The organism is Scrofimicrobium sp. R131, assembly GCF_040256745.1.
Lineage (GTDB): Bacteria > Actinomycetota > Actinomycetes > Actinomycetales > Actinomycetaceae > Scrofimicrobium > Scrofimicrobium appendicitidis.
Genome location: NZ_CP138335.1, coordinates 369,980 through 382,896 on the forward strand (window position 1 = coordinate 369,980; position 12,917 = coordinate 382,896).

General features: G+C 59.9%; 15 protein-coding genes and 2 pseudogenes. 1 reads left to right on the plus strand and 16 read right to left on the minus strand.

Annotation, left to right across the window (positions count from 1 at the left end; translation table 11 throughout):
* Positions 1-594 precede the first annotated feature (594 nt).
* The 10 genes and pseudogenes from SAC06_RS01805 to SAC06_RS01850 all read right to left on the minus strand — a co-directional run bounded on the left by SAC06_RS01805 (position 595) and on the right by SAC06_RS01850 (position 5,431).
* Positions 595-852, minus strand: a complete 258-nt coding sequence (locus SAC06_RS01805; RefSeq protein ID WP_350259139.1) for a hypothetical protein — start codon at positions 850-852, stop codon at positions 595-597.
* A 5-nt stretch (positions 853-857) separates the two neighbouring features.
* Positions 858-1,167, minus strand: a pseudogene (locus SAC06_RS01810) (hypothetical protein).
* Between the two features lie 171 nt (positions 1,168-1,338).
* The gene (locus SAC06_RS01815; RefSeq protein ID WP_350259140.1) at positions 1,339-1,806 is read right to left on the minus strand and encodes a DUF1643 domain-containing protein; all 468 of its coding nucleotides are present in this window, start codon (positions 1,804-1,806) and stop codon (positions 1,339-1,341) included.
* A gap of 45 nt (positions 1,807-1,851) precedes the next feature.
* The gene (locus SAC06_RS01820; RefSeq protein WP_350258510.1) at positions 1,852-2,196 is read right to left on the minus strand and encodes a hypothetical protein; all 345 of its coding nucleotides are present in this window, start codon (positions 2,194-2,196) and stop codon (positions 1,852-1,854) included.
* Positions 2,197-2,306: 110 nt separating this feature from the next.
* Positions 2,307-2,993, minus strand: coding sequence for a hypothetical protein (locus SAC06_RS01825; protein WP_350258511.1), 687 nt, complete (start codon positions 2,991-2,993; stop codon positions 2,307-2,309).
* A gap of 137 nt (positions 2,994-3,130) precedes the next feature.
* Positions 3,131-3,487, minus strand: a pseudogene (locus SAC06_RS01830) (DNA methyltransferase); the annotation flags it as partial.
* Positions 3,394-3,978, minus strand: coding sequence for a primase alpha helix C-terminal domain-containing protein (locus SAC06_RS01835; protein WP_350258512.1), 585 nt, complete (start codon positions 3,976-3,978; stop codon positions 3,394-3,396). The gene SAC06_RS01835 and the pseudogene SAC06_RS01830, both read right to left, overlap by 94 nt.
* A gap of 42 nt (positions 3,979-4,020) precedes the next feature.
* The gene (locus SAC06_RS01840) at positions 4,021-4,251 is read right to left on the minus strand and encodes a hypothetical protein (RefSeq protein ID WP_350258513.1); all 231 of its coding nucleotides are present in this window, start codon (positions 4,249-4,251) and stop codon (positions 4,021-4,023) included.
* Positions 4,236-4,679, minus strand: coding sequence for a DUF4406 domain-containing protein (locus tag SAC06_RS01845; protein WP_350258514.1), 444 nt, complete (start codon positions 4,677-4,679; stop codon positions 4,236-4,238). Before SAC06_RS01845 ends, SAC06_RS01840 begins: the two co-directional genes overlap by 16 nt.
* A complete protein-coding gene (locus SAC06_RS01850; RefSeq protein ID WP_350258515.1) occupies positions 4,676-5,431 on the minus strand; it encodes a phage antirepressor in 756 nt (251 codons plus the stop codon). Before SAC06_RS01850 ends, SAC06_RS01845 begins: the two co-directional genes overlap by 4 nt.
* A gap of 295 nt (positions 5,432-5,726) precedes the next feature.
* Between SAC06_RS01850 and SAC06_RS01855 the strand changes: the two genes are divergently transcribed.
* Positions 5,727-7,394 carry a DUF262 domain-containing protein gene (locus SAC06_RS01855; protein ID WP_350258516.1) on the plus strand — a complete coding sequence of 556 codons (1,668 nt, stop codon included), beginning with the start codon at positions 5,727-5,729 and terminating at the stop codon, positions 7,392-7,394.
* A gap of 220 nt (positions 7,395-7,614) precedes the next feature.
* On the opposite strand, the gene SAC06_RS01860 is transcribed toward SAC06_RS01855, so the two are convergent.
* The 6 genes from SAC06_RS01860 to SAC06_RS01885 all read right to left on the minus strand — a co-directional run bounded on the left by SAC06_RS01860 (position 7,615) and on the right by SAC06_RS01885 (position 12,815).
* Entirely contained in the window at positions 7,615-8,538 is a 924-nt protein-coding gene (locus SAC06_RS01860) for an NAD-dependent epimerase/dehydratase family protein (protein WP_350258517.1), read from the minus strand.
* Positions 8,539-8,593: 55 nt separating this feature from the next.
* Positions 8,594-9,289 (minus strand): type 1 glutamine amidotransferase domain-containing protein, encoded by a 696-nt coding sequence (locus SAC06_RS01865; protein ID WP_350258518.1) that lies wholly within the window; start codon positions 9,287-9,289, stop codon positions 8,594-8,596.
* Positions 9,290-9,485: 196 nt separating this feature from the next.
* Complete coding sequence (locus tag SAC06_RS01870; RefSeq protein ID WP_350258519.1) at positions 9,486-9,872, minus strand: hypothetical protein; 387 nt, start codon at positions 9,870-9,872, stop codon at positions 9,486-9,488.
* Positions 9,873-9,991: 119 nt separating this feature from the next.
* Entirely contained in the window at positions 9,992-11,296 is a 1,305-nt protein-coding gene (locus SAC06_RS01875) for a TRAP transporter large permease (RefSeq protein WP_350258520.1), read from the minus strand.
* A 2-nt stretch (positions 11,297-11,298) separates the two neighbouring features.
* Positions 11,299-11,805 carry a TRAP transporter small permease gene (locus SAC06_RS01880; protein WP_350258521.1) on the minus strand — a complete coding sequence of 169 codons (507 nt, stop codon included), beginning with the start codon at positions 11,803-11,805 and terminating at the stop codon, positions 11,299-11,301.
* Positions 11,802-12,815 carry a TRAP transporter substrate-binding protein gene (locus SAC06_RS01885; RefSeq protein WP_350258522.1) on the minus strand — a complete coding sequence of 338 codons (1,014 nt, stop codon included), beginning with the start codon at positions 12,813-12,815 and terminating at the stop codon, positions 11,802-11,804. Before SAC06_RS01885 ends, SAC06_RS01880 begins: the two co-directional genes overlap by 4 nt.
* Between the last annotated feature and the right edge of the window lie 102 nt (positions 12,816-12,917).

Below are 12,917 nucleotides of genomic sequence, written 5' to 3' on the forward strand. Positions count from 1 at the left end.
GAGAACGGGTTTTCCGCGTCCGCAAAGAGAAGTAGGGATTCTGATCCAAGTTCGGTTCTATAGTTCAAGCTGTCCATGGCCTGCCAGGCTACGACCGCGGTCGCCCGTGAGAGTCGCGTGTTGTGACACCTCGGTGCAAGAACTTCGTGCGGACCGTTGTGGCGTTGAAGCCGAGTTGGGTGCCAACGCTGGCGAGTGAGAGTCCTGACTCATAGAGTCGAGCAGCTATGTCGACCTGGCTTGGGCTCATGCCCTTCGGCCGCTTCGTCGTGCCAGTCCGGTCGAGCACCTCGCTGACGGTGACCCGATGGATATTGTGCCGAGCAGCGATCTGCTTCATCGTCTGGCCTGCCTTGTACTCGGCCACGATGGCCCGCTCCGTCTCGCCAGGCAGCTTCTTGCCCGTGCGCGCCGAGCGTGGAGGACGAGGAGCGCGTCGTGGCGCGGCAACTGCGGTCTGACTCCTTGCTTCTGCCACCAGGCCATCGAGTTGGCGGACTGTCTCGTTTTGATTGCAGTAAGTCCGTAGGAGCCCCACCACGATAATTTTGCTCGAACCCTCGACGAGGGTCGTCAAGTCACAAGACAGAACATCTAGGAAGGGTCCGCTGGTTCCAGCGGGCTTTTTTGTTTGCCCAATGTTGTAAAGGTGTGGCGGCGAGCTGTGCGGGTCGTGTAGAACCAGCCAACCCGCGACAGCGTGCGCACCGGCAGCTTCACAGACTCAAGCTCTGCGGCGAGGGCTTCAAGCGTGGCGAAGTCGATCTCGGCGGCAGCTTGAATGTCGCCGTGTGGCATTGCGCCTGCCGGGATGTCCAGCGGGCTAGTGATCAACTGACCGGTGGGTTCCATGTCGGTCACTTCGCTTCGAGCATGTTCGCGGTGGCAATTGCCCAAGCGATGGCGTGCCCGGCATCTTCGAAAGCCTCTGTGGCTTCGGCGACGAGTTCAAGCTGGCATTCGATGAACCCGCGAGCTTCTTGCCCGAACCCGGGAATGGGCTGCTCGGTGAGGCGGTAGACTCGGGCATCGTTGCCGTAGCCATCACCTTTTGTCCACCGGTAGTTCGAGACGAAAGCTCCCGTACTGCATGACCGTGCCGTAACTCCGGTCGGTTCTCATTTGCAGCGCTTCCATCGTGCAGGTGGTTTCGGCGGTGGTTTTCATGGTCTCTGGCTCCTTGTATGTTGTTGTTTGCGTATGTACATACAGCCATACAACCGGGACGTTAGCCAGTCGAAATCCCCAGTGTTTCAACGTTTCTCAGGTCACCTGTAGGACGGAAAACAGGTGGACTGAAACAGCAAGAGGAAGACGGAAAGGGAGCACTGGCGCCGTTTAGTGCAGCCACGGAGTCGGGGTCAGATCCTTCGGCAGATATAGCGGGTGACTTGGCTGCCCGGCCTTGGTGAGACGCAGATAGTTGATCTGGGAAAACCCAGGAAGACGGAGGACTTGTTTGACACGTTCAAGTTTGGCGTTCCCGCCCCAGGCTGCAACGAGAAGGTCGCCGCTCTCTCCGGCGGCACACAGGTGGGAGTCATTATCTCCACCGATTGGATCTGCGGTACGCCACAGATCATCCGGATTCGTTGCTCGGTATGCGTAGAGGTTTACGATACTCAAGGCCGCGTAACCCCACGACTGTGCGAAACTGATGCACCGGCGCAGAGTCGGGTCATCTTCATGTGCGTCAGCAGTTGAAGGGTTAAGCATCACGAACGTCACCTGATCGCCGTCATCCCATCGCCGCGTCAAGCGGTAACGGTACAGGCCGTCCTCAGATAGTAGGGCGTCGCGGAGCATTTCTGGCACCAGCCAATTATCCCATTGCCCCTGAATGCAGGCTACTCATGCGCGACGCAGGTGGAACGCGGGCACCTTGCCACGGTTGCCAGAGAAGTCAGTGAAGCGTTCAAACACCCGGGTAAGACCTGCGAGATCCCACCCTTGCTCGGTGATCTCGATGAGGGTTGCGGCCATGTCAGATTGGCGCACACTGATCGTGAATTCGGTGACCCCAATCTTGTCGAGTTCGGTCGTGAAGCCTGGCAGTGCGGAGTCGAAGATGTACTCGGAGAAGTCGAGCAGTTCGTTGCCTGCTTCTTGAGTGGAGATGTAGGCGCGCAGTAGAGTGTTCGAGTTGACCTGCTTGCGGGTGGCGATCTGCTGTTCGAGAGCGTCGATGGTGTCCATGTTGTTCTGGCCTTTCAGGGGTTTTCGTGTGTTACATACAGCCATACGTTCCAGGCTTTATCCAGTCATGAACCCTTGCGTTTTCAATGATGTTTAGAGCCTGTCGTCATTCACGCGGCAGACGTAGTTGGTGCGACGATTTGAGCGGGTGGGGTTGCCCAGGCGGCTGATCCTTCAAGGTTTGCAAGCAGGACGCGTCGCGCGGCCTTGTACTGGTCACCGATGAACCCGAGGCGCAGAAGGAAGCACCTCATCGCATACTTGACATTGGTTGCTGCTGGTGGTTTCGGTGAGATGCGGCTCGCGTTCGATGCGGCCTCAATCATGCACATCAGCAACTGCGTCACAGCCTCTGCCACTGCCCGGGAGGGATGACAGGTGAACCAGGAGAACCGCACGGCGTCGCCCATGAACTCGACTGGTAACGCCTCGAGGCTAAGGGCTTTGGTGATGAGCACGGTTTTGGAGGCGAGCATGGCCTCGAGGTTGCCGCGTGTGCGCTCATTCCACCCGGTGGTGGGGAACGCCAGCACAAGTGGTTGTTCCTCGCCGTCTCGGGTAATCTGGTAGCCCGCCTGACTCACGAGCTGTTCGAGCTGCTCGATATCGCTATCACTGATTTCTGCTGGCCAGGTGACCTGCCAGTTCTGGTTGATCCTGACCCCGCCAACCACGTAGTCGAAAGTGGGTGTGCCCTCGTAGGTGGGCGAGACGTCGAGGTGAGCGGCAATCAGCATAGCGAGGTGCTTGCGGGTCTGCTCCCCGGTGGGTGTGACAGTGGTGGCGGGGCGTTCCATATTCATGGTCCTTGGTCTGTGCCCGCAGGGCGCGGACACTATCTGGGTCATGTACATACACGCTCTACCGCCACCACTTATCAAGTCGCAGCCGCCCTATTCGTCGTGATATTGTGCTCTCGCCCTGACTGTTCGGGTCACTGGTTCTGATCGACGTGTTTGACCAGTTCGAGATAGCTCAACTCTTCCTCTCCGCGTTTGCAGGTGATGCCAGCGGCGTCTCCGGTGTGCTCGGCGTAGCGGCGCAGGATCACTGAGGCATACTTTTCGTCGAGTTCCATGCAGTACGCGATACGGTCAGTGGCTTCGCATGCCATGAGCGTCGAGCCAGATCCTGCGAACGTGTCAAGCACGATGGCGTTGGCTTGCATGGAGTTCTGGATCGGGTACGCGATCAAGTCTAGTGGCTTCGAGGTGGGGTGGTCACTGTTCTCGCGAGGCTTGTCGAACTGCCAGACCGTGGTTTGCTTACGATCTGCATACCAGCGATGTTTGCTGCGACCTTCACCGCGAACCGCCCCGCCGACCCCCAGATCTGCTCCAACTCAAACGATGGAAGGGGTGGGTCACACAGGTCGGCTTTACGGTCAAGCAACTCCCTGGCTTGGGCGGTCTTGCCGTAGCGGATCAGGGCTCGCGCGGCGAACCTCGACCTGGTCGAGTTGCGTGACCCCTCACCAATCGCCTGCGTCGCCTTATCAAACTCGGCGAACAAGTCAGCATCCTGCTGGGCAGTCAGCCATACGTCGACGGTCTGATCACCGCCGGTGAACGTGGTTTGGGGGTTGGGGCTTCCGAAGATGAAACGGCCTGCATCGAGGGCTTGCCGGTCGAAGAATTCGAAGCGTGCAGCGAACTGCTTTTTGAGCCCTGCGTACTGCTCAGCGTTCGAGCAGGGTGTGATGGGCAGGTAGACGTGAAACCTCGGACGGGCAGACAACACACCCTTGGGCAACATGTGGTTGCAGGTCGTTGCTGTCGCCACCGTGACACCTGGGATGAGGGCTGGCAGGTCTTTAGGGCTGACTCATTCGTCAGGGTTGTCGGTGTGGTCGTTATCGACATCCATCACCACACAGTCAGAGGTGACGAGGTTCTTGTTCGCCCGGTACCCACCCGAATACCCAGCGGCAACGTGATCCCACACCGCCGCTGCCTCCAGGTCAGGCGCAGTGGTGATGACTGCGCTGTTCGGATAGTAGTTATTGTTCTGCTGACCTTGAACAGTGGCGCAAAACAGGGTCATCTGGGTGCGCACGAGCGTGCCTCCTCAAAATTGGTAGTGAAGTACTTGACCGGCAGCCCCAGCGGGCGCGCCCACTGGAGTTCTTGGCGCATCCCTGCACTGAGGTTCCCGGCGTACACCCAGACCGCTTCACAGTGAGCGAGCAGGATCCGGTTGAAGAACATCGCCAACTCCCGCTCGCCGGGGTTGCGGTCGTTCATGAACTGCGGGAATAGCAGGTGCGGGGCGAACGGGATCTTCCGCCGAGCAACCGCGACCCGGCAGAACTCACGCGCCACCGCCACGTTCCCTTCGACATCACCGGAGTAAGGCGAGCAGATATGCACCAGTGGCCGGTATCCGAAGGTCTTACGCTGTGCCCGCTTCAACGCCTCAAACGCCGTCAGATTCAGATAGCCTTCAGCGTTTCGACGTGGGTCGCTCTCACGCGCGGCGCTCACGCGTCACCACCTTGCACGATCACCGGCAACACGCCCTGCGCTTTGAGGAGGTCGTAAATGAACAGGCGGCCCTTCTGTGTCCAGTACATGTGGGTGCGGGTCTTACCCTCGTCGTACTCGTGAGTCTTTGACTGCGTGTAGCCCTGCTGGGCGAGCTTTGCATACAAGAACCAGCGCCCCGACTGCTTGAACTGCACACCAGCTGCGTGCAACACCTGGTTGAGGCGTTTCGTCGACAGCCCGTAATCTTTCGCGATCTCCGTCGTAGTCAACAGCGACGACGACTTCAGCACCACGTCGTAGTACGAGATCTTTGGCGCAGCCTCGAGCAGAGCCTGCTCAGCAGCGAGACGAGCCAGCCGCTCAGCCCGCAGGGCACGGATCGCTTCTTCGAGGAACTCATAGTTCTGCAACAACTCGTCGATGGCATAGATGCCGTGGCGACGAATCGACGGCAGCACCTCATCGAACACCCACGACTCGAAACGCTCAGCTGCTGGGAGTATCGATGATGAGATCAGCCGGTACAGGTCACCCTCGGTGATGAAACGGAACTGCTGTACTCCGCCAGGGGTCTCAAGGGGGTGGTATTTTGCCACCCCCTTGCAGTGCAGCTTGAGCGCATTGGTCGGGTCTTTGTAACCGAGCGCGGTGGTGACGTCCTTGCCGCAAAACAACACATGCCCTTCGTCGTTGACGGTGCGGATCATGCCGAAATCGTGGTTGTCGAACACCTGGACTGTTGTAGCCATGACTGGCTCCTTCCAGAGAGCCAAAGTCAGTGACGCCGGATTGCGTGGAAAGCTCTCTGAGGGAAGACCAGGAAGACGAGAGAAGTTAACCTCCGGTGTGCTGGACTTCCTCGAGCACCGATTCTTAGTACGCGCCGCCGCGTATTGGGACGGGAGTATTCAGTGCTGGCAGAATAGATGTGTGCACAGGAGCTGGAAGCCCTTGCCTCCTTGCGTAGAGATCTGATCGCGTCATTCGCAGTGCCGCGAACGTGCGGCTCGCCCCCGACCGTACGTGTAGTGGAAGTGAGTGCAGATGGCAAAGAGCGAACAGAAGGTCAGAGACCTCGTAGCCAAGATCCGCAACGGCGAGTTGATGCTGCCCGAGATGCAGCGCGGGTACGTATGGAAGTCAACCGACGTCCGCAATCTGTTTGACTCTCTGTATCGCGGCTATCCGTCAGGCGTGATTCTGGCCTGGGAGACTGATGAGCCGGTCGAGACTCGTGATTTCGCGGTGGGGGCGACCGCAGCCCTAATCAGACCGCTACTGTTGCTCGATGGTCAACAGAGGCTCACATCTTTAGCTGCTGTGATGAATGGTGAGGGCGTTCAGGTCAGAGATCGCACGCGCGAAATCTCTCTGCTTTTCAACTTGGAGCACCCCGATAAGTTGCCGTTTACCTCAACCGAAGAGTCGGATGACGCCGAAAATGCGCAGTCGGAAGGAGACCGGCTAGCTGAGAGCACAACCCGCCTCGCATTCGTGGTGAAGACCAACCGTCTAGCATCTCAACCGCAGTGGGTTGAGGTCTCGGACATTTTCAAGTTGGGCGACGGCACGATCCTCAAAGCCGCCGGTATCACAGACCTTGAAGATCCCCGTTATGAGAAGTACCAACAGCGTCTGCAAAAAGTTCGCGCAATTGGTGACTACATCTATCGCATGGACATTCTTGAACGCACTATGTCTTACGAAGAAGTCACAGAGATTTTCGTTCGTGTGAACTCGCTGGGTGTGACGCTGCGTTCTTCTGACTTAGCGCTTGCGCAGATCACAGCGAAATGGCGTGGATCATTGCAGACCTTCTCAGAGTATCAAGACACCGTCGTAGCGGCAGGGTTCACCATCGACTTGAGTGCCTTGCTCCGTACTCTCGTCGCGTTGATCACTGGGCAAGCAAAGTTCTCTACGGTCAATTCACTGACGGTTGAGCAGCTGCAGGCGGGGTGGAAGCGAACTGAGAAGGCTTTCGATTTCGCAGTGAACTTCCTCAAATCGAACCTCCACATCGACTCATTGAGCTTGCTCAGCTCTCCCTACTTGCTGACCACTCTCGCGTACTGGGCTGATCACAATGACTACAAGATCAACTCGGAGGACGCTGAGACGTTTCGACGCTGGTTCCTCAACGCTAATGCGAAGGCGCGCTATGCCGGGTCTGCCGAGACAAAGCTCAATCAAGATCTAGCGGAGATACGGCGCGGTGGCGGTGGCGAGGAGTTACTCGAACGTCTCAGCAACGACGTGGGTCGTCTCTACTTCACTGCGTCCGAACTGCGCGGAAGAAACACCAGTAGTGGTGCGTTCAAGACTTTGTTCATGGCTCTGCGGTATGACGGTGCGAAGGACTGGGCTTCAGATCTGATCGTCGCACCCACCCACAAGGGGAAAGCCTCGAAGATCGAGTACCACCATATCTTCCCGAAGGCCTACCTGGAGAAAGTCCGTACCGATCTCGATAGGCAACAGATCAACCAGATCGGCAACATGGCGTTCATCGGTGCAGGCACAAATAAGAAAATCTCGGCAAGCGCTCCGAGCGAATACCGCGACCAGTTTTCCGCGCATCACTTCGATGCTCAGCTAATTGATTTCTCGGACGGAAAAGATCGGCCAGACAACTACGAGGCATTCATTGACCGGCGGCTCGAACTCATCGCAGAGCGAATCAACACGTACCTGGGCGTGGAAGCAAACTAGTTCTCCATATAGAACACACACTCGTAGCCATCAGCGTCGAGCGGTAGACCTCGCGCCCAGGCTGGTGGTGTCGCCATGAGTGTGCACACTGATTCGACGGTGGTAGCTGAGTTGTAGGGTTCATCGATGACTGCTCTGCGCACCATGAAATCAAGCGCGGCGCCGTACTGCCGATCTGGGCAGCTGTGGGTGACGAGGCCGTTGCGTCCCCCAACCCACCCTACCTATCACTCAGGATCCGCGGAATCCCCTCCCGGTACTGGGTGACCGCAAAATCGGGGAATGCCGCCTGGAACTTGGCCGACTCGAACACGTTGTCTTGGCGGTAGCGGGGGAGCAGTTCCTCGGACTCGCGCACCGATTTGTTCAGCATGCCACCGATTCGAAACGCCCACTCGGGCACAGTCGTAAACGGGATCTTTTTCCCCACGACCTCGGACGCGACCTTGATCATCTGGTCGTAGGTCAGCAGGTTTGGGTCCACCGGCAGGTGCCAGGTCTGCCCGTAGGCGCTGGCGGTGTTCCCAATCAGCGCCAGCGCTCGACTGGCGTCCGGCGTCCAGATCAGCGAGCGGCGGGTGTGGGCGCTCACCGGAACCAGCGGCCGCTGTCCGCGTTTGATCCGCTGGAAGATCGCGGTGTTGGTCAGGCTCTGGGTCTTGCCGGGGCCGTAGAACTCCGGGGCGCGGCCGATCACAGCTTCGATCGTGCCGGCCTCGATCTGGTCCAACAGTTGCTGCGCAGCCTGGGCGCGAACGGTGGCCTTGCGTCCCACCGGCGCGAAGGCAGTCTCCTCGGTCTGCGGGGTGGAATCCCTCGGATACATATAGGTGTTGTCAAAGAACACCAGCTTGCTGCCGTGCTGCTGGCAGGCGGCGATGGTGTTGCGCATCATCGTCGGGAACCGCTGTTCCCACAGGTCAGAATCTAGCGGCAGTCCGACCGTCAGGTAGACGACCTCGCTGCCTCGCACCGCCTGCTCGGTGGCCGCGGCGTCCATCAGGTCGGCCGACATCAGCTGATCGCTGTCGTTGATCCGGTGGGGGTTTCGGCTCACCAGCCGAATGTCCTGGGTGTAGTTGCGGTGCAACTCTCGGGTGAGTTCCTCGGCAATTTGCCCGCCTGCTCCAAGGATGGTCTGCATGGGGTAGCTCCTCTTCGTTCGCCTGGCCGGTTGCCCAGCCGTCATACTTGGCCGCTCAGTTTTGCTGCAATAGCTCGGCCACTTTGGTGGCGGTGGCGTGGGCGGAGCCGGGGTTCTGCCCGGTGACCAGCCGGCCGTCAATTACCGTGTATGAGATGAACGGCAGCAGGGCCTTCGAGTAGTGGGCGCCTCGTTCCTGGATTCGCTCCTCAATGTTGTAGGGCACCAGCCGGTTGACCCGGGCCAGCACCTCCTCGCGCCAGGAGAACCCGGTCAGGTTTCGACCCGCCACCAAGTAGCTGCCATCGGACAGGGTGGTGTTCACCAGCCCGCAGTAGCCGTGGCAAACGGAGCTGACGACCCCGCCTCGTTCAAAGATTTCGCGGGTGATCCGCTGCAGGCCGGCGCTGTCTGGGAAGTCGAACATGACCGCGTGCCCACCGGTGAAGAAGATTGCGTCGTAGTCAGCGCTGTCGATCTGCTCCGGACTGGCGGTGTGCTCCAACAGGGCCATTCGGGCCGGATCCTGGTGCCACGCTTGGGCTGAGCGGTCGTAGTTGGGCCGCTTCAGGGAGCGCGGCTCCAGCGGACTGTGGCCCCCGGCCGGGCTGACAATGGTCTGCTCGAACCCGCGATCGGCAAAAATGTCGTATGCGTGGGTTAGCTCAGACAGCCACAACCCGGTCGGGTGCGACGGGTCGACCTGGTAGTGATCGACGTTAGTGACGACCAGCAGGACGCGTTTGCTCATCGGGAACCTCCAACAGCCGTGGGCGAGGTGGAGGCTGGTTCTGGAGCCGGGCCCCACCTAGTGCCGTTATGTTTGCACTGCTTACATTAGCATGGGTGAGGGAACCGCGAGAGGTGACTCCGCCTCGTCCAAAGCCGCGACCGGGGACGAGGCGTCCATCCCTTAGTTGGGAAGCTGCCGCTAATTGGGGGTTGGGTTACGGGCGCCGCTCCTGCCAGCGTCGGAACTGCCCCCAGGCCCAGCTCAGACCCACCGGAACCAGCGACAGCAGCAGGTAGCCCACCAGATACACCAGCGCGGAAGAGTTGAACGCCAGGTAGGCCGAGGCGACAAAGGCCAGACTGTAACCCACCGTGGTCACCCAGACGAGGCGGCGAACGCGGGTCCAGGTGTGCCAAACTCCGACCAGAAACACGATCGGGTTCAGGAGCAACAACTGCAGGAACCCGAGGGCCATCCCCGCCTCGCCCACCTGAGCCAGGTTCATCACCAGCCAGGGGAGAACCAGGATCAGGCCAACCCCAACACCGAGCGTCCACCAAAGAACTGCGGGCCAGGTCGGGCCAAGTTTCGGAGCGGTCATGGCCTCAGCCTACGGGATGGCCGCCTCGCCTGGGAGAGAACGCGGTGCGCGGGGCAAAACCAAATCCCGACCCCCACCAGGTGGGAGCCGGGACTCGGCGCACTGCCGTGGGGGCAGGGCTAGACCAACCCGAATAGCCCCGGGAGCCAGAGGGAGAGGCCTGGCACGAACGTCACCACGAACAGCATGATGACGAGGGCAATGAAGAATGGCACCAGTGCTTTGATCACCGGTTCCACTCGTAGGTTGGCGATCTTGGCTCCCACGAACAGGACGTTGCCGACCGGGGGAGTGATTGTGCCCAGGCACAGGTTGAACGTGACCATCAGGCCGAAGTGAATCGGGTGCACGCCGAACTCGGTAACAATGGGCAGGAAGATTGGGACGAAAATCAGGATGGCCGGGGTCGGGTCCATGAATGTGCCCACCACCAGCAGGATCACCATGATCAGCAGCAGAATCACGGTTGGGCTGTTGGTGAAGCCCAGCATTGCCTGGGACAGGGCGCTCGGGATGCCCGAGAACGCCATCACCCAGCTCATGATGGTCGAGACGCCCACCAGCAGCATCACGATACAGGTGGTTTTGGTGGCGTCCAGGATGATCCGGGGCAGGTCCGACACCTTGATCGCCCGGTAGGCGAAGCCCAGAATCAGGCAGTAGACGACTGCGATCGCGGCCGACTCGGTCGGGGTGAAGACGCCGGCTAGGATCCCGCCGATCACGATGATGATCATCAGGATTGAGGGGACCGCGCGCCACAGCGTGATCAGACCTTGGCGGAGGGTCACCCGTTCGGTAATCCCGACCCCCTTGTGCTTGTGGACGTAGAGGCCGACCACGATCATGCAGGCTACCGCCCACAGGATGCCCGGCAGGTAGCCGGCAATGAACAGGGTGGCAATCGAGGTGCTGGACACCAGCGAGTAAACGATCAACGTGTTGCTCGGCGGAATCAGCATCCCGGACGGGGCCGAGGCGACGTTCACCGCGGCAGCGAAGTTCTTGTCGTAGCCTTCCTTCTCCATCCGGGGACCGACCACGCCCCCGACCGCAGCCGCGGAGGCGACCGCCGCGCCGGAAACGGAGCCGAACATGGCGTTAGCGACCACGTTGGTTTGGGCGAGGGAACCGGGCATCCGCCCAACAATCACCTTCGCCGCATCGATGAGGCGGCTGGCAATGCCGCCGTTATTCATTAGCACCCCGGCCAAGATGAAGAAGGGTATGGCTAGCAGGGTGAACGAGTTGATCCCCGTGAACAGGCGTTGGGCCGCCACAAACGAGGCTTTCTCCATCCCGATCACCGCGGCTACCGCCAGGAAGGCGGAGAAGCCTACCGAGACGGCAATGGGGACTCGCAGGAGGAGCAGAACGGCAATCCCGACGATCAGGACGACGCCGGCAACAACAGCGGCTTCCATGGCTAGACCGCCTCTCTGATTTCTTCGTCCGAGCTGGGTAGCCCCCGGCCCTGGACCGCCTCAACAATGTGGTAGAGCGCAAAGTACGCGATGATCAGGCCGGAGATGGGTAGCGCCAGATACATCATGCCGACGCTGACCGGCAGACCGGACACGTTTTGACTCCAGGTGATGCTGACCCCGCGCAGGCCGCCCCAGAGCAGCACCAGCGCTCCGAACAGGCCGATGATCAGGTTGACGAACACCTCCATGGCGCGCGTCCGGTTGATCTTCAGCGCGCGGGTGAGGAAGTCGACGGCGATGTGCTCCTTCTCGGAAAACACCCAGGCCGATCCGAGGAGGGACAGCCAGACAAACAGGTACTGGGCCGCGACCGTGGTCCAGGTGAGCGGGTTGTGCATCACCTGTCGGGTGAACACCTGGAGCACCACGACGATGACCAGGGCGGAAAACAGAGCCACGCAGACAATCTTGAGCAGCTTCTCGAGGACTAGGGCAATTGCTCTCACTGGTCAGCCTTCCTTTGGATCTCGTCGTACAGCTTCCGGTCCTGCTCAGAGGTCAGGTACTTCTCCACCACGGGGCTGAGCGCTTCCCGGAATGCCTCCTGATCCACCTCATTGAACTTCGAGCCGGTCTCCTCGGCCGAGGCAATGGCTGCGGCGGTTTCCTCCACCCACAGCTGGGTATGGTGCCGCATGGTTTCGGCCCATTCCCGGTCGAAAATGGCCCGGTCCTCATCCGACATTCCGTGGTAGACGTCGGTGTTGATCAGCATGTAATCCAACCCGATCAGGTGCCGGGTGAAGGCCACGTATTTGGCCACTTCGTTGTGTTTCTGGGTGACGTAGGAGACCTCGTTGTTCTCGGCTCCGTCCAGGACGCCGGACTGGAGCGCCGTGTACACCTCGCCGAAGGACATGGGCGTGGCCGAGCCACCCATCGCGTTGATCATGTCGATGGCAATGTCCGACTCCTGCACCCGGATCTTCATTCCCTTCAGGTCAGATGGCTCCACAATTGGACCCTTGACCGTGTACAGGTTGCGCTCACCCTGGGTGAGGCCGCCTAGGACGGTGAGGGACTTGTCGGGCTCCAGCGAGGCGAACAGGTCGCCGACAATCTCCGGATCCGACAGCACATCCATTTGGTGCTCAATCGAATGGAAGGTGGTGGGGAGATTCAGGACGGCAAACTCCAGGTTCAGGTTCTCCAACTGGGTGCCCGAGGCCACCGCCATGTCGACCGAGCCGTCAGAGACTAGTTGGATCACCTCCTGCTGTGCGCCCAGGGTTTCATTGGGGTAGACCTGAACATCCCAACGGCCATCGGTCGCCTCGTGGAGGCGTTCACCAAAAGCCACCAGCGCCACGTAGGAGGGGTGCTCTTCGGTCTGATTGAGGGAGAGAATCAGGGTTTTGCCTGACTCGGGCGTGCCCGTGAGGCCTGAGGCGCAGGCGCCAAGACCAAGGGCAACAGCCGAGGCGACCGCAACGATGCGGGTTCGGCGGAATTTCATGTGGGATCACTTCCTGCCCGGGACGAGGGGAAGTTGCCATCGTCCAAATCTGTGTTCCCTCATATCATGTCGGGCTGATCACATATTTTGCCACTAGTTGCC